Source organism: Plesiomonas sp. PI-19, from assembly GCF_021368255.1.
Lineage (GTDB): Bacteria > Pseudomonadota > Gammaproteobacteria > Enterobacterales > CAMTGL01 > Plesiomonas > Plesiomonas shigelloides.
In genome coordinates this window covers 2,667,380-2,694,059 of record NZ_JAJNMQ010000001.1, presented here as the reverse complement: position 1 = coordinate 2,694,059, position 26,680 = coordinate 2,667,380, and the positions used below count along the sequence as shown (strand labels likewise).

General features: G+C 55.1%; 24 protein-coding genes and 1 other RNA gene. 21 read left to right on the top strand and 4 right to left on the bottom strand.

The genetic code is table 11. The annotated features are described in order from the left end of the window. Together LQ901_RS11845 and LQ901_RS11840 are read right to left on the bottom strand one after the other, a co-directional pair. Complete coding sequence (locus tag LQ901_RS11845) at window positions 1–366, bottom strand: YraN family protein (protein WP_152136140.1); 366 nt, start codon at window positions 364–366, stop codon at window positions 1–3. Next, on the bottom strand, window positions 363–2,300 hold the full coding sequence (locus LQ901_RS11840) for a penicillin-binding protein activator (RefSeq protein ID WP_084977220.1): 1,938 nt from the start codon (window positions 2,298–2,300) through the stop codon (window positions 363–365). The genes LQ901_RS11845 and LQ901_RS11840 overlap by 4 nt, the downstream gene beginning before the upstream one ends. A 64-nt stretch (window positions 2,301–2,364) precedes the next feature. On the opposite strand from LQ901_RS11840, the gene rsmI reads away from it, so the two are divergent. From rsmI to lpxC, 18 genes are all read left to right on the top strand, one after another. Further along, on the top strand, window positions 2,365–3,231 hold the full coding sequence (gene rsmI, locus LQ901_RS11835; protein WP_152136139.1) for a 16S rRNA (cytidine(1402)-2'-O)-methyltransferase: 867 nt from the start codon (window positions 2,365–2,367) through the stop codon (window positions 3,229–3,231). Window positions 3,232–3,285: 54 nt separating this feature from the next. After that, window positions 3,286–3,662, top strand: an RNA gene (rnpB, locus tag LQ901_RS11830) — RNase P RNA component class A. A 247-nt stretch (window positions 3,663–3,909) separates the two neighbouring features. Beyond that, a complete protein-coding gene (gene mraZ / locus LQ901_RS11825; RefSeq protein WP_010862629.1) occupies window positions 3,910–4,368 on the top strand; it encodes a division/cell wall cluster transcriptional repressor MraZ in 459 nt (152 codons plus the stop codon). A 2-nt stretch (window positions 4,369–4,370) separates the two neighbouring features. After that, window positions 4,371–5,309 carry a 16S rRNA (cytosine(1402)-N(4))-methyltransferase RsmH gene (gene rsmH / locus LQ901_RS11820; protein WP_064977158.1) on the top strand — a complete coding sequence of 313 codons (939 nt, stop codon included), beginning with the start codon at window positions 4,371–4,373 and terminating at the stop codon, window positions 5,307–5,309. Further along, the gene (gene ftsL / locus LQ901_RS11815) at window positions 5,309–5,623 is read left to right on the top strand and encodes a cell division protein FtsL (RefSeq protein ID WP_010862627.1); all 315 of its coding nucleotides are present in this window, start codon (window positions 5,309–5,311) and stop codon (window positions 5,621–5,623) included. The genes rsmH and ftsL overlap by 1 nt, the downstream gene beginning before the upstream one ends. Next, a complete protein-coding gene (gene ftsI / locus LQ901_RS11810) occupies window positions 5,623–7,389 on the top strand; it encodes a peptidoglycan glycosyltransferase FtsI (RefSeq protein WP_039046498.1) in 1,767 nt (588 codons plus the stop codon). Before ftsL ends, ftsI begins: the two co-directional genes overlap by 1 nt. Continuing rightward, on the top strand, window positions 7,376–8,863 hold the full coding sequence (gene murE, locus LQ901_RS11805) for a UDP-N-acetylmuramoyl-L-alanyl-D-glutamate--2,6-diaminopimelate ligase (protein WP_233672279.1): 1,488 nt from the start codon (window positions 7,376–7,378) through the stop codon (window positions 8,861–8,863). The genes ftsI and murE overlap by 14 nt, the downstream gene beginning before the upstream one ends. After that, a complete protein-coding gene (murF, locus tag LQ901_RS11800; protein WP_064977160.1) occupies window positions 8,860–10,236 on the top strand; it encodes a UDP-N-acetylmuramoyl-tripeptide--D-alanyl-D-alanine ligase in 1,377 nt (458 codons plus the stop codon). Before murE ends, murF begins: the two co-directional genes overlap by 4 nt. Further along, window positions 10,230–11,312 (top strand): phospho-N-acetylmuramoyl-pentapeptide-transferase, encoded by a 1,083-nt coding sequence (gene mraY, locus LQ901_RS11795; protein WP_233672278.1) that lies wholly within the window; start codon window positions 10,230–10,232, stop codon window positions 11,310–11,312. The genes murF and mraY overlap by 7 nt, the downstream gene beginning before the upstream one ends. A gap of 12 nt (window positions 11,313–11,324) precedes the next feature. Beyond that, window positions 11,325–12,635 carry a UDP-N-acetylmuramoyl-L-alanine--D-glutamate ligase gene (gene murD / locus LQ901_RS11790; RefSeq protein WP_233672277.1) on the top strand — a complete coding sequence of 437 codons (1,311 nt, stop codon included), beginning with the start codon at window positions 11,325–11,327 and terminating at the stop codon, window positions 12,633–12,635. Beyond that, window positions 12,632–13,828: a cell division protein FtsW gene (gene ftsW / locus LQ901_RS11785; protein ID WP_010862621.1), complete on the top strand. Its 1,197-nt coding sequence runs from the start codon at window positions 12,632–12,634 to the stop codon at window positions 13,826–13,828. The genes murD and ftsW overlap by 4 nt, the downstream gene beginning before the upstream one ends. Beyond that, window positions 13,825–14,892 (top strand): undecaprenyldiphospho-muramoylpentapeptide beta-N-acetylglucosaminyltransferase, encoded by a 1,068-nt coding sequence (gene murG, locus LQ901_RS11780; RefSeq protein WP_233672276.1) that lies wholly within the window; start codon window positions 13,825–13,827, stop codon window positions 14,890–14,892. The genes ftsW and murG overlap by 4 nt, the downstream gene beginning before the upstream one ends. A gap of 8 nt (window positions 14,893–14,900) precedes the next feature. Beyond that, complete coding sequence (gene murC, locus LQ901_RS11775; RefSeq protein ID WP_233672396.1) at window positions 14,901–16,361, top strand: UDP-N-acetylmuramate--L-alanine ligase; 1,461 nt, start codon at window positions 14,901–14,903, stop codon at window positions 16,359–16,361. Beyond that, complete coding sequence (locus tag LQ901_RS11770) at window positions 16,354–17,265, top strand: D-alanine--D-alanine ligase (RefSeq protein ID WP_233672275.1); 912 nt, start codon at window positions 16,354–16,356, stop codon at window positions 17,263–17,265. The genes murC and LQ901_RS11770 overlap by 8 nt, the downstream gene beginning before the upstream one ends. Before the next feature lies 1 nt (window position 17,266). Further along, window positions 17,267–18,115: a cell division protein FtsQ/DivIB gene (locus LQ901_RS11765; protein WP_010862617.1), complete on the top strand. Its 849-nt coding sequence runs from the start codon at window positions 17,267–17,269 to the stop codon at window positions 18,113–18,115. A 3-nt stretch (window positions 18,116–18,118) separates the two neighbouring features. Then, window positions 18,119–19,375, top strand: a complete 1,257-nt coding sequence (gene ftsA / locus LQ901_RS11760) for a cell division protein FtsA (RefSeq protein ID WP_010862616.1) — start codon at window positions 18,119–18,121, stop codon at window positions 19,373–19,375. 39 nt (window positions 19,376–19,414) lie between these two features. Continuing rightward, entirely contained in the window at window positions 19,415–20,584 is a 1,170-nt protein-coding gene (ftsZ, locus tag LQ901_RS11755) for a cell division protein FtsZ (RefSeq protein ID WP_010862615.1), read from the top strand. A 149-nt stretch (window positions 20,585–20,733) separates the two neighbouring features. Then, window positions 20,734–21,651: a UDP-3-O-acyl-N-acetylglucosamine deacetylase gene (gene lpxC / locus LQ901_RS11750; protein ID WP_010862614.1), complete on the top strand. Its 918-nt coding sequence runs from the start codon at window positions 20,734–20,736 to the stop codon at window positions 21,649–21,651. Window positions 21,652–21,763: 112 nt separating this feature from the next. Here lpxC and LQ901_RS11745 read toward each other — a convergent pair whose 3' ends face one another. Continuing rightward, window positions 21,764–22,252 carry a DUF721 domain-containing protein gene (locus LQ901_RS11745; RefSeq protein ID WP_152106028.1) on the bottom strand — a complete coding sequence of 163 codons (489 nt, stop codon included), beginning with the start codon at window positions 22,250–22,252 and terminating at the stop codon, window positions 21,764–21,766. An 85-nt stretch (window positions 22,253–22,337) separates the two neighbouring features. Here LQ901_RS11745 and LQ901_RS11740 point away from each other — a divergent pair, with 85 nt between their 5' ends. From LQ901_RS11740 to mutT, 3 genes are all read left to right on the top strand, one after another. Further along, window positions 22,338–22,928, top strand: a complete 591-nt coding sequence (locus LQ901_RS11740) for a hypothetical protein (protein ID WP_152136134.1) — start codon at window positions 22,338–22,340, stop codon at window positions 22,926–22,928. Window positions 22,929–23,037: 109 nt separating this feature from the next. Further along, a complete protein-coding gene (gene secA, locus LQ901_RS11735; RefSeq protein WP_010862611.1) occupies window positions 23,038–25,746 on the top strand; it encodes a preprotein translocase subunit SecA in 2,709 nt (902 codons plus the stop codon). 113 nt (window positions 25,747–25,859) lie between these two features. Next, the gene (gene mutT, locus LQ901_RS11730) at window positions 25,860–26,294 is read left to right on the top strand and encodes an 8-oxo-dGTP diphosphatase MutT (RefSeq protein WP_010862610.1); all 435 of its coding nucleotides are present in this window, start codon (window positions 25,860–25,862) and stop codon (window positions 26,292–26,294) included. 80 nt (window positions 26,295–26,374) lie between these two features. Here mutT and yacG read toward each other — a convergent pair whose 3' ends face one another. After that, the gene (gene yacG / locus LQ901_RS11725; RefSeq protein ID WP_039046505.1) at window positions 26,375–26,566 is read right to left on the bottom strand and encodes a DNA gyrase inhibitor YacG; all 192 of its coding nucleotides are present in this window, start codon (window positions 26,564–26,566) and stop codon (window positions 26,375–26,377) included. Window positions 26,567–26,680: the final 114 nt, after the last annotated feature.

The following is a 26,680-nucleotide window of genomic DNA, read 5'->3' as shown; positions in this document are numbered from 1 at the left end:
TTAATGGTAGTGTAAGATGTTCTGATACCAGCTAATACGGGCATCCGGCCCATCAAATGCCACAATATCAAAGCGGCAATTGGCGGTATCGATACTTTGTCCGCGTTGATGCAACCAAACTGACGCGCTGTGATACAAGCGACGTTGTTTGCTTGGCGTGACGCTGTCGACGGCAGAGCCTAAATGAGCATGGCGACGGTAGCGGACTTCGACGAAAACCCAATCATACCCATCAAGCATGATCAGATCCAATTCACCGCCGCGCAGCGTGACGTTGGCGGCGATGAATTGCAGCCCCTGCTGTTCGAGATACAGGCGCGCACGTTGTTCAAACTGCGCGCCTAAAGCCCGGCGGGAGAGGCTCACTGAGCCAGAGGATCGGCCACGGTGGTGGCCGCAGGAGGCGTGGTGCTATCGAGCGGCGCGTTCACCGGCAGTTCACCGGTTGGTGCATTGGCGGCGGCGTTAGGATCGACACTCATCGATACTGGCAGCAGCCCTCCGTTCTGATAGCGCAGCCAGTTCAGCTGACGGTGCACGGTGCAGTTTTCACTGGCACTGAGCAGACCGGTCTGACCGGCAACCTGATAGCCACTGACCTGACGTAGCTCATTGAAGTGGCTGGCCAGGGTCCAAGCATCCATCCCCATCGCGTACAAGCGGGACAGCGAGTAGTCCGGATTGCTCCAGATCTGGCTGACGCGCTGCGCGGCCGGTGAGTTTGGAATGGTCAGCATTGGGATATCGCTGAATTGCACGCCATCCATCTCCAGACGAAAATCTGGGCCATTACCGGCCTGATTGCTGCGTGAGCTGGTGTACAGAGCCGGACGCTGCTGACCGCTTAGCAGTGAGGCATCGATAAACGGCTTGAGCAGTGACAGCTCATCAGGGGTAGTGACCAGATAGATAGCATCGATGGCGCCGCGGTTGGCATCAGCGCTTAAGGATACTCCCAGCACTTGGCGCAGGATGTCAGCTTTGCCTTGGCTACGCAGGCTTTGGTTGATGCTCTGGCGCAGCGCGACGGTATCACCAAAATATTGCACGGTCGGCTCACTGCCGCTCAGCTGTTGCCACTGACGACGAAACGCATTGGCGACGCGCTGGCCAAACGGATTACCCGGTACCAGTACCAGCGGGGTGCGTTGGCCTTGATCCCAGATATGCTGCGCCGCATCGGCGGCTTCATCTTCTGGCGACAGGGCGTAGTAGCAGATGCTGTTGTTGGCGGGTGGGTTTTCCGGTTGGTTGAGTGCCAGCACCGACATATCGGCCGGTAATTGCATTTTCAGCAGCTCATCGACCCGGTTTTTCAGCAGTGGACCGACCAAGGTTCGCACCCCTTCTTGCTGGGCTTGCTGAATGATGGCCGGCAGCGGTTTGCTGGCGGTGTCGTACACTTGTACGCGGGTATTCGGGTTACGACTGCTGTCATCCAGCATCCCAGCCATGAAGCCTTGGCGAATGGCATCGCCCAGTGCTTGGTTTTGGCCGCTGACTGGCAGCAACAGACCGATGGCATCCATGGTGGAAGCCGGTAGCGTCAGGTATTGGTTAAGCTGAGTCGGTAAAGTCAGCGCGGCTGGATGTTTCGGGAAGCGCGCTTTCCAATCGGCAATACCGGCTTTCAGTTGTGGCAGGTTATAGCGGTTTTCCTGATACACCCGCGCCAAGTCGAGCCAACCGAGCAAAATGGTTTCTTGCGGGCTGATCACCGCTTGTGCCAGTTCGCTGGCCGGTGCCTGACTTAGCACTTGCCAAGTTTGGTCTAGATTGGCCTGCTTTTGCTCTGGGCTGGTGAGGTACTCGGAAAGTGCGATATGATCACGCACGGATTCAATGATATTTCCTTTGGCGTCATCCACGGCGATACGCGTCTGGTAATAGCGCATCTTTTGCAGTGGCGTCAGCATGGCCACATTCAGCTCCGCCAAGTATTTGCTGGCGGCGGGCATGTTGTTTTTGGCCACGTCCAGCTCAGCACGTAACAGCAGCATTTCATGGCGCTGTACATCGCTTAGCGGCTCTTGTACCGCAGTTAAGGTTTGTTCGGCTTGTGGCAGGTTCTTCTCTTTGAGCAGCGCCTGTACCGCCAACAACTGCCACGTGGCTTTATCTTTCGCGCTGCTGGTGGCAGCTTGCTGCAGATAATAGGCCGACGAAGCCAATTGCTCGATACCCGGCACATTGCCAGAGCCTGATTGTTGTGGCGCTTGACAGGCTGCCAGAGCAAAGGCCATGAAAAGCGGTAAAATTACGCGTCTTGCATTGACGCCGGAGCATAAAGAGGGAAGCATGGGCATTCCAGTCACGTTTCTTCCTAGAGACGGTTAATCTTAAATCGGCAATGAAGTCTATACAATGAAAGCTACCGAACAATCTTTCATCACTCCGGCAACTCTGTACATAGTTCCCACGCCAATTGGTAACTTAGAAGACATTACTCAACGGGCACTGAATGTATTACAGCAGGTCGATCTTATTGCCGCTGAAGATACCCGTCATAGTGGATTATTGTTACAACATTTTGGCATACAAGCGCGCTTTTTTGCTCTGCATGATCATAATGAGCAACAAAAAGCGGAAGTGCTGGTGGAAAAACTGAGCCAAGGCCACAGTATTGCACTGATTTCCGATGCCGGTACGCCGCTGATCAGTGATCCCGGTTTCCATCTGGTGCGTCGTTGCCGTGAAGCGGGGGTGAAAGTGGTGCCGCTGCCAGGGCCGTGCGCGGCAATTGCGGCATTGAGCGCCTCGGGAATTGCCTCCGATCGTTTTTGTTTTGAAGGCTTTTTGCCGGCGAAGACCAAAGGGCGTCAGGATACGCTGCGTGCCGTTGTGGAAGAGCCGCGCACGTTGATTTTCTACGAATCGACCCACCGTCTGCTCGATAGTCTGCAAGATATGGTCACCGTGCTGGGCGCCGAGCGTTATGTGGTGCTGGCGCGGGAACTAACCAAAACTTGGGAAACCATCCATGGTGCACCGGTTGGTGAATTGCTAGCTTGGGTGCAAGAGGATGAAGTGCGTCGCCGTGGTGAGATGGTGCTAATTGTGGAAGGCGCGAAACCGGCCGAAGAGGATGCGTTGTCAGCAGCGGTGATCAAGACCTTGACCTTGTTGGCGCAAGAGTTACCGCTGAAAAAAGCGGCGGCGTTAACCGCTGAGATCCACGGGGTGAAGAAAAATGCTCTGTACCGTTACGGGCTGGATTACTTGAGTGAGTGATTTCAGTGCGCTTTACACTGGCGCTGTGATCGCTTTCTCGTTATAATCCGCCGCGGAGTTGGCCAGACAGTCGCCGCTTCGTGGTCGTCCCCTCGGGGAGACACACGGGGGGGAGGAAAGTCCGGGCTCCATAGGGCAGGGTGCCAGGTAACGCCTGGGCGGCGCAAGCCGACGACTAGTGCAACAGAGAGCAAACCGCCGATGGCCTGTGTTTCACAGGATCAGGTAAGGGTGAAAGGGTGCGGTAAGAGCGCACCGCGCGACTGGTAACAGTTCGTGGCACGGTAAACTCCACCCGGAGCAAGACCAAATAGGGGTTCATTGGTGCGGCCCGCATTGAACCCGGGTAGGTTGCTTGAGCCAGTGCGCGAGTGCTGGCCTAGAGGAATGACTGTCCACGACAGAACCCGGCTTACCGGCCGACTCCCTCATTTCGAGAAAAAGCCACGTCTTTGACGTGGCTTTTTTCCTTTTTGGACTGAGTACGCCGCTTCTTATATTTATCTCGGATTCAGTTGCACGGATAAGCATATGAATTTTCTGATTTCCCCGAAAAATGGCGGCTAATCTGTGCTGCATCACGCTTGACAAGCTTTTTCCCCCCTCCGTAAACTTGCATTTGTGGGAATTTATGGGTTTTTGTGGTGAATTTTGGGTTGCAGGGGATACAAAACGACCATGTTTCGTGGTGCCCTGTCCTTAAGCCTCGACAGCAAAGGACGCTTGGCGATACCAACCCGCTACCGGGATCACTTACTGAATGAATGTCTGGGACAGTTAATCTGTACCATCGACATCCATCAGCCCTGTCTGCTGCTTTATCCATTACCACAGTGGGAATTTATTGAGCAAAAACTGGCCGGTTTATCCAGCATGGTGCCAGAAGAGCGGCGTATTCAGCGTTTGTTGCTGGGGCATGCCGCCGAGTGCGAGATGGACAGCGCAGGACGAATTTTATTGCCAGCCACCTTGCGCAGTTATGCCCAGTTGCACAAAGAGCTGATGCTGGTCGGCCAGCTTAATAAATTTGAGATTTGGGATGCAGATGCATGGCAGCAGCAAATCCAACTTGATATTCAGGCGGAGCAGACCGGCCCTTCAGTGCTGTCTGCCCGATTACAGGATCTATTTTTATAATTATGTCAGAACAAACTTCCCATATTACCGTCCTGCTGCATGAGGCCGTGGGCGGTCTTGCTATTCGCCCGGATGGTATCTATATCGATGGTACTTTCGGTCGTGGCGGACACTCTCGCCTGATCCTGTCCCAACTTGGCCCACAAGGGCGTCTGATTGCGATTGACCGTGATCCGCAGGCGATTGCTGAAGCGGCCACCATCGACGATCCGCGCTTTCAAATCGTGCATGGCCCGTTCTCGAATGTGCAGCAGTATGTCGAAGAGCTGGGTTTGACCGGCAAAATTGACGGCTTCTTGCTGGATCTGGGCGTCTCGTCACCGCAATTGGATGATGCCGAGCGTGGTTTTAGCTTCATGCGTGATGGCCCACTGGATATGCGTATGGATCCGAGCAGTGGTTTTTCTGCCGCCGAGTGGCTGCAAAAAGCCGAAGCCGAAGACATTGCGTGGGTGCTGAAAACTTTCGGTGAAGAGCGCTTTGCTAAGCGCATTGCACGCGCGATTGTTGAGCGCAATCAGAGCGAGCCGATGACCCGCACCCGTGAGCTGGCTGAGCTGGTTGCGGCTGCTAGCCCAGTGAAAGAGAAGCACAAGCATCCGGCGACCCGTACCTTCCAAGCGATTCGTATCTATATCAATAGCGAATTGGAAGAGATTGAGCGTGCGCTGGATGCCTCGTTGACCATTTTAGCGCCGGGTGGCCGCTTATCCGTGATCAGCTTCCACTCGCTGGAAGACCGAATTGTGAAGCGCTTTATCCGTCGTCAGAGTAAAGGCCCTGAAATTCCTGATGGCCTGCCATTGACCGAAGCGCAGCTGGCCGGTGGGAAGAAAATGCTGACCATCGGTAAAGCGATTAAGCCGTCAGAGGAAGAGATTGAGCAAAATGCACGCTCGCGCAGCTCGGTATTGCGTGTGGCGGAACGGATGGCTGACTGATGAGCACCGAACGTCACTCACTGACTTCAATTATTGCGGAGGACTTGCTGCGGTTTGGCAAGATCCCGCTGTTGTTGCTGATCCTGGTGCTGCTCTCTGCGCTGGCGGTGGTGTTGAGTACTCACCGCACCCGCTTGCTGATTGTGGAGCGTGAGCACTTGATGTTAGAGCGGGATGCTCTGGATATTGAATGGCGTAACCTGATTCTGGAAGAAAATGCGCTCGGCGATCACAGCCGAGTAGAACGGATTGCCACCGAAAAACTGCAGATGCAGCGGGTTTCTCCGGCACAGGAAAAAATGGTTAAACAATAATGGCGAAACCGATCCGAACGTCGAAAAATAAACGCCCGGAAGAGAAGAACGATTCCAGTTTTATTCGCTGGCGCTATGTGCTGGTGGGTGGGGTGATGGCAATGGCGCTGGTCGGCCTGTTGCTGCGTGCGGCATGGATCCAAGTGGTCAATCCTGATCGCTTGATCCGCGAAGGGGATATGCGCTCTTTGCGGGTGCAGTCCGTCAGTACGCCGCGCGGCATGATCACGGATCGGGCTGGGCGTCCGCTGGCGGTGAGTGTGCCGGTGGATGCGGTGTGGGCCGATCCGAAAGAGATTGCCGATACCGCGTCACTGGAAAGACACGAACGCTGGAATGCGCTGGCCGATGCGGTTGGTATTCCACTGGATAAGTTAACTTCACGGGTAAAAAGCAACCCGAACTCCCGTTTTATCTATCTGGCACGCCAGATTAGCCCTTCTTTAGCGACTTACATTCGCGAACTGAAAATCCCCGGAATTTATCTTAAGCAGGAATCACGCCGTTTTTATCCGAGCGGTGAGGTGAGTGCGCACATCATTGGCTTTACCAATATCGATGGTAAGGGCATTGAAGGGGTAGAGAAGAGCTTTGATACCTGGCTGACCGGTGAGCCGGGTAAGCGGGTGGTGCGTAAAGACCGCTTTGGTCGTGTGGTCGAGAATATCTCGGCGGTGGAAAGCCGCGCCGCGCATGATTTGTCGCTCAGTATTGATGAGCGCTTGCAGGCGATGGCCTACCGTGAGCTGAAAAATGCGGTGACCTTCAACAAGGCTGAGTCCGGCTCTATCGTACTGTTAGATGTACAGACCGGTGAAGTGTTAGCGATGGCCAACTTGCCGTCATATAACCCGAATAACCGTGCCCAGATTGACAGCGCTCATTACCGTAACCGCGCGATCACCGATACTTTCGAGCCGGGCTCGACCGTGAAACCGTTAGTGGTGCTGACCGCGCTGGATCGCAAAGTGGTAAAAGAAAATGCGGTGCTCAACACCATGCCGTTTTACGTGAACGGCCATCGGGTGCGCGATACCGTGGTGTATCCAGAGTTGACGCTGACCGGCGTGCTGCAAAAATCCAGTAACGTGGGGGTATCCCACTTGGCGCTGGCGATGCCAGAAACCGCGCTGCCAGAAACGTACAGCAAGTTCGGTTTTGGCCAACCAACCAATCTGGGTTTGGTCGGGGAAAGTAGCGGCATGATGTTGCAGAAAAGCCGTTGGGCGGACATTGAACGCGCAACCTTCTCGTTTGGTTATGGTCTGATGGTAACGCCACTGCAACTGGCGCGCGCCTATGCCACCCTAGGCAGTTTCGGTGTGTATCGTCCGCTGTCGATCACCAAAGTGGATCCGCCAGTAGAAGGCACACGGGTGTTCTCAGAAGAGCTGACCCGTAAAGTGGTGCACATGATGGAAGCGGTGGCCTTGCCGGGCGGTGGTGGTCGTCGTGCGGCGGTGGATGGTTATCGCATCGCGGTGAAAACCGGTACGGCGAAAAAAATTGGTCCAAACGGCAAGTATGTCGATAAGTATATTGCCTATACCGCAGGGGTGGCTCCGGCCAGTAATCCGCGGTTAGCGCTGGTGGTGGTCATCAACGAACCACAGGCCGGCCAGTATTACGGTGGTGCGGTGTCTGCCCCGGTATTTTCCGCCATTATGGGCGGGGCACTGCGCATTCTGAACATCCAACCTGATGCTTTGCCGTCAGAAGATGAAGTTGTGCTTAATAGGAGTGGGAACGCCCGTGTCAACACATGATTTGCGCTCGTTGTTAGCGCCTTGGGTAAAAGATGCTCCGGCGCGAGCGTTACGGGAAATGACGCTAGACAGTCGTACGGCCGCGGCCGGCGATCTGTTTATTGCGGTTCTGGGACACAAGACCGATGGCCGTCGTTATATCGCGCAGGCCGTCGCGCAGGGTGTCGCGGCCGTGATTGCGGAAGCCGAAGGGGAAGCGTCAGACGGTTGTATCCGTGAAGTGCACGGCGTACCGGTGGTGTACTTAATCCAGCTTAACCGCAAGCTGTCGGCATTGGCCGGCCGCTTTTATCATCAGCCGAGCGAACAATTAAAATTAATCGGCATTACCGGCACCAATGGCAAAACCACCACCACGCAACTGGTAGCACAGTGGGCGCAATTGCTGGGTGAAACTGCGGCAGTGATGGGCACAGTGGGCAATGGCCTGCTGGGTAAGGTGATCCCCACCGAGAACACCACTGGCTCTGCGGTGGATGTGCAGCATGTGCTGTCGGATATCCGCGCGCAGGGTGCCACGGTAGCGGCGATGGAAGTCTCTTCCCACGGCTTGGTGCAAGACCGAGTAGCGGCGCTGCAATTTGCCGCAGCCGTGTTTACCAATCTTAGCCGCGATCACCTCGATTACCACGGCACCATGGAGAACTATGCCGAAGCCAAGTGGCGTTTGTTCTCCACTCACCAGTTTGGGCAGGCCATTATCAACGCCGATGATGCCATTGGCCGTGAGTGGTTAACGCGTCTGCCGCACGCGGTGGCGGTCAGCATGCAGCCGACATTGCCGCTGGCGTGGGATGGCCGTTTCCTGTGTGTCACCGAGGTGGCATATCACCCACAAGGCGCGCGTATTGCGTTTCGCTCAAGCTGGGGCGATGGACAAATTGACAGCCCACTGATGGGCGCGTTTAACGTGAGTAACCTGACGCTGGCATTAGCCACGTTACTGGCGTTGGACTATCCGCTGGCAGATTTGCTGCGTAGCGCCGCGCACCTGCAACCGGTCTGTGGTCGGATGGAAGTGTTCAGCGCGCCGGGCCGTCCAACCGTATTGGTGGACTACGCCCACACTCCAGATGCGTTGGAAAAAGCGCTGGAAGCGGCGCGCCTGCACTGCCATGGTCAGCTGTGGTGTGTGTTTGGCTGTGGTGGCGATCGAGACCGCGGTAAGCGTCCATTGATGGGCGCGCTGGCCGAGCAGTTGGCCGATCGCGTGGTGATCACCGATGACAATCCGCGCACTGAAGATCCGCAGGCGATCGTGGCCGATATTTTGGCCGGTCTGGTGGCCCCGGGCGTGGCGCAGGTGATTGCTGGTCGCGCCGAGGCGGTCACCGCCGCGGTGATGAATGCCGCGCCGAATGACGTCGTACTGCTGGCCGGTAAAGGTCATGAGGATTACCAAATTGTCGGTCAGCGCAAGCTGGACTACTCCGATCGTGAAACCGCAGCCCGTCTGCTAGGAGTGGTGGCATGATTGCCCTGTCGTTAGAACAATTGGCGCAGGTTGTCGGCGGTAAGCTGCTGGCCAGCGCACCAGAGGCGCAGCGCGCTATCGGTGAGGTGACTACCGATACGCGTAAAGTGACGGCCGGTGCGCTGTTTATCGCCCTGCGCGGTGAGCGCTTTGATGCCCATGATTTTGCCGCGCAAGCGCAAGAGCAGGGCGCGGCGGCATTGCTGGTTGAACGCGAGTTACCGCTGGCGGTCGCACAAATTGTGGTGGCTGATACCCGCTTGGCGTTAGGTCAGCTAGGCCATTGGGTACGCACTCAGTGCCGAGCGCGCGTGGTTGCCATGACCGGTTCATCGGGCAAAACCACCGTAAAAGAGATGACGGCAGCGATTTTGGCGCAGCGCGGTAACGTGCTGTATACCGCGGGTAACTTTAATAACGATATCGGTGTGCCACTGACACTGCTGCGCCTGACCAGCGAGCATGATTATGCGGTGATGGAATTGGGCGCTAACCATATCGGTGAAATTGCCTACACCACGGCACTGGTGCAACCCGAGGCTGCGCTGGTGAATAACGTGATGGCGGCGCATCTGGAGGGCTTTGGCTCACTGGCGGGCGTGCGGCAGGCGAAAGGCGAGATTTACCAAGGCTTGAGCGAGACAGGAACCGCAATCGTCAATCTGGATATCGATGAGCATCAGAGCTGGCAACCGGCGTTGCAGGGTAAAACCGTGCGTACCTGGTCGATGCGCCAGCCGGCGGATTACACCGCCAGCGACATTCGCTGTGCGCGTGGGCTGACGACCTTTACCTTGCACACCCCTGAGGGTGAGCAGGCGATCGCGCTGCCTTATCCGGGGCTGCACAATGTGTCTAATGCGTTAGCCGCTGCGGCGCTGAGTCTTGCTGTAGGCGCATCATTATCTGACGTGGCCGCGGGGTTAGCCTCGCTTCAGCCGGTGAAAGGGCGTTTATACCCATTGGCGCTAACACCATCGCTGTTGGTCTGGGATGATACCTACAACGCCAATGTCGGTTCAATGAAGGCGGGGATTGCGGTATTAGCGCAGCATGCAGGGCTGCGGATTTTGATTGCCGGTGATATGGGCGAGCTCGGTGATGAGAGCGCCGAATGTCATCAGGCGGTCGGTGACGCGGCGCGTGATGCCGGTATCGATCAGGTCTTCACTGTCGGCGTGCTGAGCCAAGCGATCAGTGCACCAAGTCAAGGGCAGCATTTCAGTGATAAAGCCGCGTTGCTGGCGGTATTGCTGCCGTATGTCGCTCAACAATTACAACAAGATGCCAATATCACCCTATTGGTGAAAGGTTCGCGCAGCGCAGCTATGGAAGATGTCGTGCGGGCGCTGCAGGAGACGTTTACATGTTAGTTTGGTTAGCGGAATTGCTGGTGAAGTATTACAGCGGATTCCATGTGTTTTCTTATCTTACCCTTCGTGCCATTGTCAGTTTGCTGACCGCCTTGGCCATTACCTTGTGGATGGGGCCGCACCTGATTGCGTGGCTGCAAAAATTGCAGATTGGCCAAGTGGTGCGTAATGACGGCCCGGAGTCGCATTTTAGTAAGCGCGGTACCCCGACCATGGGCGGTTTGATGATCCTGACCTCTATCAGCATTTCGGTGCTGCTGTGGGCCAATCTGAGCAACCCGTATGTGTGGTGTGTGCTGTTTGTCCTTCTGGGCTATGGTGCGGTAGGTTTTGTCGATGATTACCGCAAGGTAGTACGTAAGAACACCAAAGGGCTGATTGCTCGCTGGAAATACTTCTGGCAGTCGGTGATTGCGTTGATTGTGGCGTTTGCACTGTACGCGACTGGTAAAGATACCGCTGCTACTCAGCTGGTGGTGCCATTTTTCAAAGACATCATGCCGCAACTGGGCTTGCTGTACATCCTGCTGACTTACTTTGTGGTGGTGGGAACCAGTAACGCCGTTAACTTGACCGATGGTTTGGATGGCTTGGCTATCATGCCGACCGTATTCGTGGCCGCAGGTTTAGCGTTGGTGGCTTGGGCGACCGGTAACGTGAATTTTGCCGAATACCTGCATATCCCGTACATCCGACACAGTGGTGAGCTGGTGGTGGTATGTACCGCGATTGTGGGTGCCGGACTGGGCTTTTTGTGGTTCAACACCTACCCAGCCCAAGTTTTCATGGGCGATGTCGGTTCATTGGCGCTGGGCGGGGCGCTCGGGATCATCGCCGTGCTGCTGCGCCAAGAGTTCCTGCTGCTGATCATGGGCGGCGTGTTTGTGATGGAAACCTTGTCAGTTATTTTGCAAGTGGGCTCGTTCAAATTGCGTGGCCAGCGGATTTTCCGCATGGCGCCAATTCATCACCACTATGAACTGAAAGGCTGGCCGGAGCCGCGTGTGATCGTGCGCTTTTGGATCATCTCGCTGATGCTGGTTCTGATTGGACTGGCTACCTTGAAAATTCGCTAAGGATTGTCTGTCATGGCGTGCTATGCGGGTAAAAATATCGTCATTATCGGGCTGGGGAGTACCGGCCTGTCCTGCGTGGATTTTTTCATGCAACAGGGTGTAGTGCCGCGGGTGATGGATACCCGCAGCCAACCGGCGGGGCAAGATCGTTTGCCTGACGGCGTTGAGCTGCATACCGGCAGTTTGAACAGTGAGTGGCTGCTGGCCGCCGATCTGATTGTGGCCAGCCCAGGAATTGCGCTGGCGCGCCCTGAACTGCAAGCGGCGATCCGCGCCGGTGTGGAAGTGGTTGGCGATATCGAACTGTTCTGCCGCGATGCCTGTGCACCGATCGTAGCCATTACCGGCTCGAACGGTAAAAGTACTGTCACGAGCTTGGTGGGTGAGATGGCGCGCTGCGCCGGCTTGCGCGTCGGCGTGGGCGGTAATATCGGTATTCCGGCTCTGTCACTGCTGAATGATGACTATGACTTGTATGTGCTGGAGTTATCCAGTTTCCAGTTGGAAACGACCTCGAGCCTGCACGCCAAAGCGGCCACGGTGTTGAATGTCACCGAAGATCATATGGATCGCTATCAAGGTATGGACGACTACCGCGCGGCTAAATTGCGTGTCTATCAAGGCGCCAAGACGTGCGTGGTGAATGCCGAGGATCCGTTAACGCTGCCGCAGCAACCAACCGCAGAAGTCGTCAGCTTTGCGCCGTCGCACGGCGATTACTGTCTGGGTGAGCATTTGGGTGAGACCTGGCTGATTGCCGGCGGTTTCCCGGTCATGCCGGTGGCGCGTATGAAGCTGGTTGGCCGTCATAACCAGGCCAACGCCTTGGCGGCGCTGGCGCTTGCTGATGCCGCGGGTATTAGCCGTCATGGCTCTGTGTTGGCGCTGGAAAACTTTACTGGCTTGGATCATCGCTTCCAGTTGGCGCATGAGTCTGCCGGTGTGCGTTGGATTAATGACTCCAAAGCCACCAATGTAGGCAGTACTGAAGCGGCACTCAATGGCTTGCAAGTCGCTGGGCGTTTGTTCTTGCTGCTGGGCGGCGATGGTAAAGGCGCTGATTTCAGTTCACTACAACCGTTGCTGCAAGATAGCCATATCTACCTGTACTGCTTTGGCCGTGACGGCGCGCAATTGGCTGCGCTGAAAGAGGGCGCCGTGCTGACCGATACCATGGAGCAGGCGATGCGCCTGATTCAGCCGCAAGTGGCGGCGGGTGACATGGTTCTGCTGTCACCGGCATGTGCCAGTTTGGATCAGTTCAAAAACTTCGAAGTACGTGGTCATGAGTTTACCCGTCTGGCACGGGAGCTGGCGGGATGAGAGGCTTTAACCTGTTCGGTCGCCTCAGTAACTGGGTGACCGGAACATGGGAAAACGACGATCCGGGCGTGCAGCTGTATGACCGGACGCTGTTCTGGCTGGCGATTGGCTTGGCAGTGATCGGTTTTATCATGGTGACCTCGGCATCGATGCCGGTGGGGCAGCGCTTGGCTGACGACCCGTTTTTGTTCGCCAAACGTCATTTGCTGTATCTGGTATTAGCCTTCGGCTTGGCGCTGGTCACCTTGCGTATACCGATGAGTATGTGGCAGCAGCTGGGGGTACCACTCTTGCTGCTGTCGATTGCCATGCTGATCGTGGTACTGGGGGTGGGTAGCTCGGTTAACGGGGCATCGCGCTGGCTGGCGCTGGGTCCGATCCGTATTCAGCCGGCGGAGCTGACGAAGCTGTCGCTATTTTGTTACCTGTCTGGCTATCTGGTGCGTAAAGGCGATGAGGTGCGCGGTAGTCGTATCGGGTTCTTAAAACCGATGGGCGTGATGCTGCTGCTGGCCATGCTGCTGCTGTTACAGCCTGACTTAGGTACCGTGGTGGTGTTGTTCGTCACCACCCTCGGCATGCTGTTTTTGGCCGGTGCACCGCTGTGGCAGTTCATTGCCTTGATTATCACCGGCATCATGGCGGTGGTGGTGCTGATTTTGGCTGAGCCATACCGAATTCGACGCGTTACCTCCTTCCTCGACCCGTGGCAAGATCCGTATGGCAGTGGCTATCAGCTTAGTCAGTCATTGATGGCGTTTGGCCGCGGTGATTTTTGGGGACAGGGGCTCGGTAACTCGATTCAGAAGTTGGAGTACTTACCAGAAGCGCATACTGACTTTGTTTTTTCGATTATCGGCGAAGAACTCGGTTATGTCGGTGTGGTTCTCATCCTGTTAATGGTATTCTTGCTCGCTTTCCGTGCGTTGGCCATTGGCCGGCGTGCATTAGAAGCCGAACTGCGTTTTTCCGGCTTTTTGGCCTGTGCTATCGGGATCTGGTTTAGCTTTCAGGCGTTGGTTAACGTCGGGGCGGCCGCCGGTATGCTGCCGACCAAAGGGCTGACGCTGCCGTTGATCAGTTACGGCGGCTCCAGTTTGCTGATTATGTCCACCGCAGTGGTAATTTTATTGCGCATTGACCATGAGACTCGTCTGGCCAAGGCGCAGGCACATGTAAGAGGAAGCCGATGAAGGCGAAGCGTTTGCTGGTGATGGCCGGTGGTACTGGAGGACACGTGTTCCCGGGGCTGGCCGTAGCACATCAGCTGATGGAACAGGGTTGGCTGGTACGCTGGCTGGGCACGGCGGATCGTATGGAAGCGGATCTGGTGCCAAAACACGGCATCGAAATCGACTTTATCCAGATCTCCGGTTTACGCGGTAAAGGCTGGCGTGCTCAGTTGGGCGCGCCGCTGCGCATTTGGCGTGCGATTCGCCAAGCGCGCCAGATTATGCGCGATTACCAGCCGGATGTGGTGTTGGGCATGGGTGGTTATGTCTCTGGCCCTGGCGGCGTTGCCGCTTGGCTGCAAGGCATTCCGGTGGTACTGCATGAGCAAAATGCCATTGCCGGCCTGACTAACCGCTGGTTATCACGTATTGCCGCCAAAGTGCTGCAAGCCTTCCCGGGCGCGTTTGCCAAGGCCCCGGTGGTTGGCAATCCGGTACGCCAAGATGTGCTGGCGTTACCTGAGCCAGCGCAGCGTATGAAAGAGCGTAGCGGGCCGCTGCGCGTATTGGTTGTGGGTGGCAGTCAAGGGGCGCGTGTCTTAAACCGCACCCTGCCTGCGGTGGCCGCCGCGCTGGGTGACCAAATCACCTTGTGGCATCAAGTCGGCAAAGGTGCGTTACCGGAAGTGGAGCAGGCTTATCAGGCTGCGGGCGCTACCGGGCACAAGATCACTGAATTTATTGATGACATGGCAGATGCCTATCAGTGGGCGGATGTCGTCATTTGCCGCTCTGGTGCTCTGACCGTGTCTGAACTGGCCGCCGCTGGGGTTCCAGCGATTTTTGTTCCCTTCCAGCATAAAGACCGTCAGCAATACCTGAATGGTTTAACGCTGGAGAAGGCCGGAGCTGCTTACATTATTGAACAAGACCAGCTGACGGTGGAACGTCTGGAAGCGCAACTGTTGCTGTTAAACCGGCCGCAGTTACTGGCCATGGCGCAGCATGCGCGAGCCGCCGCGATTCCAGATGCAACTGATCGGGTTGCCGCTGTTATTCAAGCGCTGGCAGACAAGAGAACATGATGAACTCTATACAGACTCAAAAATTGGCGAAATTGCGCACCATGGTGCCGGAGATGCGCCGGGTGAGCCGCATTCACTTTGTCGGCATTGGTGGCGCAGGCATGGGCGGTATTGCCGAAGTCTTGGCCAATGAAGGCTACCAAATCAGTGGCTCGGATCTGGCGGAAAATGCCGTGACCGAACGTCTGCGTGCGCTTGGTGCCGAGATTTTCCTGCAGCACGCCGCGCAGAACGTAACCGATGCCAGTGTGGTGGTGGTATCAACCGCCATCAAAGCGGAGAACCCTGAGGTGATGGCGGCACGTGAAGCGCGTATTCCGGTGATCCGCCGTGCCGAGATGCTGGCCGAGCTGATGCGTTTTCGTCATGGCGTAGCCATTGCCGGTACCCACGGTAAAACCACTACTACCGCGTTGGTCTCCAGCATTTTTGCCGAAGCCGGTCGCGATCCGACCTTCGTCAATGGCGGTTTAGTGAAAGCCACTGGAACTAACGCGCGCTTAGGGGCAAGCCGTTATCTGATTGCGGAAGCGGATGAGAGCGATGCCTCTTTCTTGCATCTGCAGCCGATGGTGGCGGTGGTCACTAACATCGAAGCCGATCACATGGATACCTACAAAGGCAGCTTTGAGAATCTCAAGCAGACCTTTGTCGATTTCCTGCATAATTTGCCGTTTTACGGTCTGGCGGTGATGTGTATCGACGATCCGGTGGTACGCGAATTACTGCCATGTATTGGACGTCATGTCGTGACCTATGGCTTCAGTGATGACGCGGATGTGCAAATTTGTGACTATCGTCAACAAGGCGCACAGGGTCATTTCGTTATCTGCCGTAAGGGTTATGCGCCGTTACAGGTTAAACTTAATATGCCGGGTCGTCATAACGCCCTGAATGCCGCCGCGGCGATTGCCGTTGCGAGCGAAGATGGCATCGAAGATCTGGCGATTGTTCGCGCACTTGAAAGTTTTCAGGGAACAGGCCGTCGTTTCGACTGTCTAGGTGAGTTCAAGGTAGGCGATGGTGACGTGATGCTGGTGGATGACTATGGTCACCATCCAAGCGAAGTGGATGTCACCATCAAAGCCGCCCGTGCCGGTTGGGCCGATCGTCGTCTGGTGATGATTTTCCAACCGCACCGCTACACGCGGACACGTGATTTGTACGAAGATTTTGCCAGTGTACTGTCACAGGTTGACGTATTACTGATGCTGGATGTCTATGCCGCCGGAGAAAATCCGATCGAAGGGGCTGACAGCCGCGCATTATGTCGTACAATCCGCGCGCGGGGTCAGGTTGATCCGATTTTTGTACCGGAACAGTCACAGTTACCGACGATTTTAAGCCAGGTGCTCAAAGGCGGGGATCTGGTTTTGGCTCAGGGAGCCGGGGATATTGGCAAAGTGGCCCGTCAGTTAGCGGCCATGCGGTTACAGCCGCAACAAGTGCAAGAGGACAATCATGACTGAGAAAGTCGCAGTATTGCTGGGCGGAACCTCCGCGGAACGTGAAGTCTCCCTGAACTCAGGTGCTGCCGTTGTGGCAGGTCTGCGTGAAGCCGGCTTTGATGCTCATCCGATTGATACCCGGGAGATCAGCGTGGCTGATTTGCCGGTACAGGGATTTAGCCGCGCGTTTATCGCTCTGCACGGTCGCGGCGGTGAAGATGGCTCCATGCAGGGGATGCTGGAGCAAATAGGTTTGCCATACACCGGTAGCGGTGTGCTGGCTTCGGCGCTGGCGATGGACAAGATGCGTACCAAGCTGATCTGGCAAGCGCTGGGCCTGCCGTTGGCCGCGTATGAAACTGTCACATTTGGCCAGTTGGAGGATGCGCGTCTCACCGCTATAATCGCGCGCCTTGGGCTGCCGCTGATGGTCAAACCCTCGCTGGAAGGCTCCAGTGTAGGCATGAGCAAAGTGACCCGCGCCGAAGAGTTGCGTCCGGCGCTGGAAAAAGCGTTTGAGCATGACAGCACCGTGTTGGTTGAGCAGTGGCTGAGCGGTCCTGAGTATACTGTTGCGATTGTCGGCGATCAGGTGTTGCCATCCATCCGTATTCAAGCCGCCGGCACCTTTTATGACTATCAGGCCAAATACCTGTCCGATGAGACCGGCTATTTCTGCCCGAGCGGTCTGAATGCCGAGCAAGAGCAACACATCGCGGCACTGGCGAAAACCGCCTATGACGCACTGGGTTGCCGTGGCTGGGGCCGTGTGGATGTGATGATGGATGGTCAGGGCGAATTCAAACTGCTGGAAGTGAATACCGCACCGGGCATGACCAGTCACAGCTTAGTGCCGATGGCAGCACGTCAGGCTGGGATGAGCTTTTCGCAATTAGTGGCTAAAATTATCGGACTGGCTGTCTAATATGGCGCAGGCTTCCATTATTTCGCGGACACCAGAGGCGGCGCAGCGGCGTCGCTCTTCACAGCGAACCGTCGCCTCGTTTTTGGGTGGTTTGTTGTTCTTTCTGCTGGTAGCCGGGTATGGTGCGAAGGGATTGTGGTCAGCCATTGATTGGTTACAAGACGGCCAGCGGTTACCGCTGTCACGGTTGGTGATCACCGGACAGCGTGAGTTTACCACCGACGATGATATCCGGCGCGCCATCTTATCCATGGGGCCGCTGGGCAGCTTTATGACGCAGGATGCGCGTAGCATCCAACAGCAATTGATGCTGATGCCGTGGATCTCGCAGGTGTCAGTACGTAAAGAATGGCCAGATGTTTTGCGGATTAATCTGGCCGAATATGTACCGGTTGCACGCTGGAATGATATGCAATTGGTTGATAATCAAGGTAAATCATTCAGCGCTCCGTTAGACCGTATGGCCAGCCGGCAATTGCCGCTGTTATATGGGCCGGAAGGCTCTGAAAAAGAAGTGTTGGATGCGTGGCACAGCATGGAAAAGCTCATGCAAGAGAACGGATTTCACCTTACAATGCTGGCATTGAGTCCGCGCCATTCCTGGCAGGCCGGGCTGGATGGCGATATCCGGCTGGAGCTAGGACGAGGCAACCGGATGGAGCGCCTTAAGCGGTTTATTGAGCTTTATCCGCTGCTGCAACAGCAAACGGATAAACGGATCAGTTATGTTGATTTGCGTTACGACACCGGTCTTGCGGTAGGTTGGGCACCGTTATTGGTGCCGGCACCGGCGCAGGGCGGTAAAGCAAATCCGGTAACAACAAATCAAGCGAATACTAAGTCAGGTTAAAAAATGACCAAGGCGACGGACAGAAAACTGGTTGTTGGATTAGAGATCGGGACCTTTAAAGTCTCTGCCCTTGTGGGAGAGGTACTTCCTGATGGAATGCTGAATATTATCGGTGTAGGCAGCAGCACATCACGCGGTATGGATAAAGGCGGCGTAAACGACCTTGAGTCTGTCGTAAAGTCCGTACAACGTGCGGTGGATCAGGCTGAACTGATGGCGGATTGTCAGATATCTTCTGTCTATCTGGCTCTATCAGGAAAGCATATTAGCTGCCAGAATGAAATGGGGATTGTCCCGATTTCTGATGAAGAAGTTTCGCAGGACGATGTGGATAATGTTATTCACACAGCGAAATCGGTAAAAACTAAGGAAGAGCACCGCATCCTGCATGTTATTCCTCAAGAGTATGCCATAGATTATCAGGAAGGGATTAAAAACCCAGTTGGGCTGTCCGGTGTGCGGATGCAGGCCAAGGTTCACCTGATCACCTGCCATAACGATATGGCAAAGAATATTGTCAAAGCCGTAGAGCGCTGTGGCCTGAAAGTTGACCAGCTAATTTTTGCCGGTCTGGCTTCCAGCTATGCGGTGTTGACCGAAGATGAACGCGAGTTGGGTGTGTGTGTGGTTGATATCGGTGGTGGCACCATGGATATCGCTGTCTACACCGGCGGTGCGCTGCGTCATACCAAAGTTATTCCGTATGCGGGTAACGTGGTCACCAGCGATATCGCTTACGCGTTTGGTACTCCGCCGACGGATGCCGAAGCCATTAAAGTGCGTTATGGCTGCGCGCTCGGTTCGTTGGTTAGCCGAGAAGAAACGGTGGAAGTGCCGAGCGTGGGTGGTCGTCCACCACGCAGCCTACAGCGCCAAACATTGGCCGAAGTGATTGAGCCTCGGTATTCCGAGTTGCTGAATTTGGTCAATGAAGAGTTGCAAGAGTTACAAGAACAGCTTCGGCAGCAGGGGGTTAAACACCACTTGGCGGCCGGTATTGTACTAACCGGCGGTGCAGCGCAGATGGAAGGGCTGGCTGAATGTGCAGAGCGTGTATTTCATACACAGGTCCGGATTGGACAGCCGTTAAACTTAACCGGTTTAACGGACTATGCACAGGCTCCTTACTACTCAACGGTAGTGGGATTGCTGCACTACGGCAAAGAATCACAAATGAATGAGGAAGCCGAGACTGAAAAACAACGCTCAGTCGGCGGCATGCTAAAGCGCCTCAATGGTTGGCTGAAACGGGAATTCTGATTTAGACCTGCTGCGGACAGGCACAAAACGGAGAGGGTTATGTTTGAACCAATGGCAATGATTAATGATGCGGTGATAAAGGTCATCGGCGTCGGTGGCGGCGGTGGTAACGCCGTCGAGCACATGGTGCGTGAAAATATCGAAGGTGTTGAGTTCTTTGCGGTCAACACCGACGCACAGGCCCTGCGTAAAACCGCAGTAGGCCAAACTATCCAGATTGGTGGCGGGATCACCAAAGGTCTGGGCGCTGGGGCTAACCCAGAAGTCGGTCGCGGCGCGGCGGAAGAAGATCGTGAAGCACTGCGCAATGCGCTGGAAGGCTCCGATATGGTCTTTATCGCAGCCGGTATGGGCGGCGGTACCGGTACTGGTGCGGCGCCAGTGGTGGCAGAGCTGGCCAAAGAGCTGGGCATTTTGACCGTAGCGGTGGTGACTAAGCCATTTAGCTTTGAAGGCAAAAAGCGTATGGCCTTTGCCGACCAAGGGATCACCGAGCTGTCTAAGCACGTTGACTCCTTGATCACGATTCCAAACGACAAGCTGCTGAAAGTGCTGGGGCGCGGTATTTCGCTGCTGGATGCATTTGGTGCGGCTAACGACGTACTGAAAGGTGCGGTGCAGGGTATTGCCGAGCTGATCACCCGTCCGGGTCTGATGAACGTTGACTTTGCTGACGTGCGTACCGTGATGTCCGAAATGGGTTATGCCATGATGGGCTCCGGTGTGGCTTCCGGTGAAGATCGTGCAGAAGAAGCCGCTGAGATGGCAATTTCCAGCCCACTGCTGGAAGACATCGACTTGGCTGGCGCGCGTGGTGTGCTGGTTAACATCACCGCGGGCTTTGACCTGCGTCTGGACGAGTTTGAGACGGTCGGTAATACCATCCGTGCGTTTGCTTCTGACAACGCGACTGTGGTGATCGGTACCTCTTTGGATCCGGATATGGCCGACGAGCTGCGTGTGACCGTGGTGGCGACCGGTATCGGTGTTGAGCGTAAGCCTGACATCACTCTGGTGAGCAACAAGCATAACCCTCAGCATCAGCACCAACAAACGATGCAAGACCGTTATGCGGCACACAACATGACGCCAATCCAGCAGGAACCAAAACCAGCCAAAGTGGTCAATGAACCTGTGGCGGCGGTGCAGCCAGCGAAAGAGCCAGACTATTTGGACATTCCGGCCTTCCTGCGCAAGCAAGCCGATTAAGAAAGCAACAATTTGGAATCTCCGTCACTTGTGTTAACATGTCTGACTACTAAGTTGTAAGACTTTTATACCGAAAGCGAATACGCCCGGATAAGAGTAGAGTTAGTAGTCAGATGACATGAGTTTGTTACGCAGACGAGATAGACAAGATGATCAAACAACGGACCTTAAAACGCAGTATTGAAGCTACCGGGCTCGGTTTACATACCGGCCGTAAGGTAACGCTGACCCTGCGCCCGGCACCGGCCAACACCGGGGTCATCTATCGTCGCACTGACTTGAATCCTCCGGTTGATTTTCCGGCTGATGCGAAATCCGTGCGTGATACCATGCTCTGTACGTGTCTGGTCAACGACGATGATGTGCGGATCTCTACCGTTGAGCACTTAAATGCGGCTCTGGCGGGTCTGGGTATCGATAACATCATCATTGATGTGGATGCGCCTGAAATCCCAATTATGGATGGTAGCGCCAGCCCATTCGTGTACCTGCTGTTAGATGCTGGTATCGAAGAGCTGAATGTCGCCAAGAAATTCGTGCGCATCAAAGAAACCGTGCGCGTGGAAGACGGTGACAAGTGGGCGGAGTTTGTGCCATTCAACGGATTTAAGATCGACTTCACCATCGACTTTAATCATCCGGCGATCGATGCGGGTGCTCAACGTTATCGTCTGGATTTCTCTGCCGATAACTTTATCAGCCAAATCAGCCGTGCACGTACCTTTGGCTTTATGCGGGATATCGAATACCTGCAATCCAAGGGCCTGTGCTTAGGTGGCAGCTTCAACTGCGCCATCGTGCTAGATGAGTATCGCGTGCTGAACGAAGATGGCTTGCGTTACGATGACGAGTTTGTGAAACACAAGATCCTCGACTCAATCGGCGATCTGTACATGTGTGGTCACACCATCATCGGTGAATTCCGGGCTTATAAATCCGGTCACGCACTGAACAACAAGCTGTTGCAGGCGATGCTGGCGAAAGAAAGCGCATGGGAATATGTGACCTTCGCAAACGAAGCGCAAGTTCCAGTGACTTTTGCTGCACCATCACTGGTTTACGCATAAACGTAGGCTAGTTAGCGACCGGTTATTTAGCAACAAGTTGTTCGGCAACAAAGTTATTCAACGAGTAGTACCCAGCAGTGCCATCGGGTGCAACGCTCAGCGGCGTGAGCCGTTATTCTTGGTCTGCACTGGTCTCCTCTCCGGCCAGTGCAGCCAGTTTCTCCAGTTTTTCCCGCAATGCTTTTGGACTGTGACTGGCTAGCACACGCAGATGCTCGGCAGTTTGCGGACTGATTGTTCTTTTTTTATCCGTCTGGTAGTGACTTTGTGCAGTCTCCCGCACAGATGTGGCGGAAACTGCCAGCGCGGGATTGATTCGATGTTCAATTGTTACTAACGTTGGCAGGGTATTTTGGCGCAATGCGCTGATTAATGCCGGTGTTTGATAGCGTAAACGTAAAGCAAAGCTGGCATTTGCGATTTCAAGGATTAAAATGCCTTGGCGGAAGTTAGCAACTCGACAATGTGGTTGCAGTTCGCGCGGCAGCAAGGCACGTACTGCCTGATTGAGCTGCAACAATGCTGTGGCCCGTTGTTGTACATTGTGCAACTGGGAATCGCCGAGCAAAGTATCAATGGATTGTGGCCGGTGATCACGCATAGTAAATAATACCGTACAGGTTAGATTCCGTTGAAATTCCGGGTAGTGTTGTGAATAACAGGCCCGCAGACTAGAGACAGGGTGAATGTCGATTCTGATTCGTTGTGTACAATTTGGCCGTCGCCATCTGTGGCCGCACCTATTATTAGGTGTGGTAGCCGCGGGTGTCAGCTCTGCCAGTACAGTAAACGAAGCTCGCCCTGAGAGTCCAGCGAATCCAGCCATCAGCCGCAGTGCGCAACCGGCACTGGCCAATAGCGCGATGCGTCTGCGCAATGAATTAATTGCACCCTCTACGCCACACGTTGCGCTGCGTGTGTCTATTACACAACCGGAGCAGGCCAGCGTTCAAGACTGGCGTCCTGTGTCTGGCTTTTTTGCCCGCTTAGCTAAGATTTTAGCACCCCATACCCCACACGCTGGCCCGTATGCTGGCGTTTGGTGGCCCGAGGCGGCCACCGAGCTTAACGTTGAGCCTGAGTTGGTGCTGGATACGCCACCTCTGCTACAACCTACGTATAGCGTCTTACTCTCTGCGGCGTTGCGCCTTGCGCAGCCTTGGCCGCATCTTGATCCGCAGCGGGATGTGATCCCGACTGCGTTCACCGCTTATCTGCCGTCACGCTGGTTAGCACAAGTTCAGGGGATCCGCGCCGGCCCGTTGCGTTTGGCGTAAAGGCACGCGGCCCGCGCCGCACTGTCGCCACATACCTAGCGGGATGTTTGGTTTATGCCGGATGCACCGGAAAGCCACGGATTGACTCTGAATAAAGATGTAACCTGTTATGTTGACTAAAGTTCTGACTAAAATTTTTGGTAGCCGCAACGAACGTACTCTGCGCCGTCTGCGTAAAGTGGTTCAGCAGATTAACGCACTGGAAGAAAGCTTTGCTGCGCTCAGCGATGACGAGCTGAAAGCGAAAACCCCGGAGTTTCGTGCGCGCCTCGAGAAAGGCGAAGCGCTGGACTCGTTGATCCCAGAAACCTTTGCCACCGTACGTGAAGCCAGTAAGCGGGTCTTCGGTATGCGTCACTTTGACGTCCAGATGATCGGCGGTATGGTGCTCAATGGCCGTAACGTGGCAGAGATGCGTACCGGTGAAGGTAAAACCCTGACCGCGACCCTGCCTGCGTACCTGAACGCGCTGACTGGCCGTGGCGTGCACGTGATCACCGTGAACGACTACTTGGCCCGTCGTGACGCCGAAACCAACCGTCCGCTGTTTGAGTTCTTGGGCCTGACGGTCGGCATTAACCTGCCGGGCATGCCGGCACCGGCGAAGCGTGAAGCGTACGCAGCTGACATCACCTACGGTACCAACAACGAATTCGGTTTTGACTACCTGCGTGACAACATGGCGTTCAGTCCGGAAGAGCGCGTACAGCGTCCGCTGTACTATGCGATTGTCGATGAAGTGGACTCCATTTTGATCGATGAAGCGCGTACGCCGCTGATCATCTCCGGTCCAGCGGAAGACAGCTCTGAGCTGTACATCAAGGTCAACAAGCTGATCCCGCGTCTGGTACAGCAGGAAAAAGAAGACAGCGAAGAGTTCCAAGGCGACGGCGATTTCAGCGTAGACGAAAAAGCGCGTCAAGCGCACCTAACCGAACGCGGTCAGGTGAAAGTCGAAGAGCTGATGATTGAAGCTAAGCTGATGAAAGAGGGCGATTCCCTGTATTCACCGGCCAATATCTCGTTGCTGCATCACATCAACGCCGCTTTGCGTGCGCACGCGCTGTTTGAACGCGATGTCGATTACATCGTGAAAGATGGCGAAGTGGTGATCGTCGATGAGCACACCGGCCGTACCATGCCGGGCCGTCGTTGGTCCGATGGTCTGCATCAGGCGGTTGAAGCCAAAGAAGGCGTGCAGATCCAAAACGAAAACCAGACACTGGCCTCGATCACCTTCCAGAACTACTTCCGTCTGTACGAGAAGCTGGGCGGGATGACCGGTACGGCAGATACCGAAGCGTTCGAATTCCAACAGATTTATCATCTGGACACCGTGGTTATCCCAACCAACCGTCCGATGGTGCGTAAGGACATGGCCGATCTGGTGTACATGACCGAGCGCGAAAAATTCAATGCCATCATCGATGACATCAAAGCGCAAGTAGCGGCTGGGCGTCCAACGCTGGTTGGTACAGTGTCGATTGAAAAATCAGAAGAGCTGTCTAAGGCGCTGAAAAAAGCGGGCATTCCACACCAAGTACTGAACGCCAAGTTCCACGCCTCAGAAGCGGATATCGTGGCACAAGCCGGTAAGCCGGGTGCGGTAACCATCGCCACTAACATGGCCGGTCGTGGTACCGATATTCTGCTGGGCGGTAGCTGGAAGGCCGACGCTGCGGCGCTGGAAAATCCAACTGACGAGCAAATCGCTGCGCTGAAAGCCCGTTGGGATGAGCTGCATGAGCAAGTCATCGCCGCCGGTGGTTTGCATATTATTGGTACTGAGCGCCATGAATCTCGCCGTATCGATAACCAGCTGCGTGGCCGTTCTGGTCGTCAGGGTGACCCGGGTTCTTCCCGTTTCTACCTGTCGATGGAAGACAGCTTGATGCGTATTTTTGCCTCGGATCGCGTCAGCAACATGATGAAGAAATTGGGCATGCAAGAAGGTGAAGCCATCGAGCACCCATGGGTCAGCAAGGCGATTGAAAACGCTCAGCGTAAAGTGGAAGCACGTAACTTCGATATCCGTAAGCAGCTGCTGGAATTCGATGACGTGGCTAACGACCAGCGTAAGGCGATTTACGAACAGCGTAACGAGCTGCTGGATGCGCAAGAGATCGGGGCATCCATTGAAGGGATCCGCGCTGACGTATTTAACGCGGTGATTGACGAGTACATTCCACCACAATCTCTGGAAGAGATGTGGGATGTTGCAGGTCTGGAAAACCGTCTGGCGAATGACTTTGACCTGCATCTGCCAATTGCGAAATGGCTGGATGAAGACAACAACCTGCACGAAGAAACTCTGCGTGAGCAGGTGATTGCCGAGGCCGAAAAGCAGTATCGCTTGAAAGAAGAAGTGGTCGGCGAGCCAATGATGCGCCATTTCGAAAAAGGGGTGATGCTGCAAACGCTGGATACCTTGTGGAAAGAGCACTTGGCGGCGATGGATTACCTGCGTCAGGGTATTCACCTGCGTGGTTATGCGCAGAAGAACCCGAAACAGGAATACAAGCGCGAATCGTTTGAGATGTTCACTGATATGCTGGAAAACCTGAAGCTGGATGTGATCAGCACCTTGAGTAAGGTGCGTGTGCGCATGCCAGAAGAGGTTGAGCAGGTGGAAGCGCAGCGCCGCGCTGAAGCGGAGCGTATCGCCCAAAAGCAAAAGTACAGCCATGACGAGGCGGATGAGCAAGGTGAAACCGGTGGTACCGTCGTACGCGGTGAGCGTAAGGTCGGCCGTAATGAACCATGCCCATGTGGCTCGGGTAAAAAATACAAACAGTGTCACGGCGTGTTGCAAGGCTAAGCCGGACAGGATACAAAAAGGGCATTACGGCAGTAATGCCCTTTTTTGTGGCTGTACTTTGATGACCAGTATTTTATGGCCAGTATTTTTAAGACAGTTCTAGCGGAGGCAGAGTGAAAAAACGGGTTCAGGTTGCCGTGGGAATTATTCGTAATGCGCAGCGGGAAGTGTTTTTGACCCAGCGTGGCGCAGATTCTCATCTGGCAGGCTTTTGGGAGTTTCCGGGCGGTAAGATTGAAGCGGGTGAGTGTGCCGAAGATGCGCTACGGCGCGAGCTGGATGAAGAGATTGGCATTGAGGTGCAAGAGGCGCGTTTGCTCGATAGCCTGAGCTTCGAGTTTGCCGATCGGCATGTGCACTTGTACTTTTTCCTGATTGAACGCTATCAGGGCCAGCCGTATGGCCGCGAAGGGCAGCATTCGGCATGGGTGCCTCAGCATACCTTAACGCCCGAGATGTTTCCGGAGGCTAATGCGCCAGTGATCCGTACTCTGCTGGAGCAGGCTCGCGTCGAAGCTCAAGCTCAAGCGCCTTTGCGTGCCGAATAAGCGGTCAAGCAACAGTAACGCAATGATAAAACAGTGATAAAACCGCGATAAAAAACCGGCCAAGGGGCCGGTTGTGTACATTATTCTTGTTCGCTCCAGCTTTCGCCGTCAGACAGATCGTCAGGGCCAGGAATGCGTTTTTCCTCATCGGCCCATTCGCCCAGATCGATTAACTGACAGCGCTTGCTGCAAAACGGACGGAACGCAGATGCCGCGCTCCACTCGACATCCTGTCCGCATGTAGGACAGGCAACTACCAAAGGTTTGCTCATTATCAGGCTCTCTCGTCAGACCGGACAGGCGATATATACCCTTTCTACATGAAGCTACAGCGGTGTTGGCTACGTTCGCTCACCCCAATCACATCGTTTGCCTATGCGCATGGG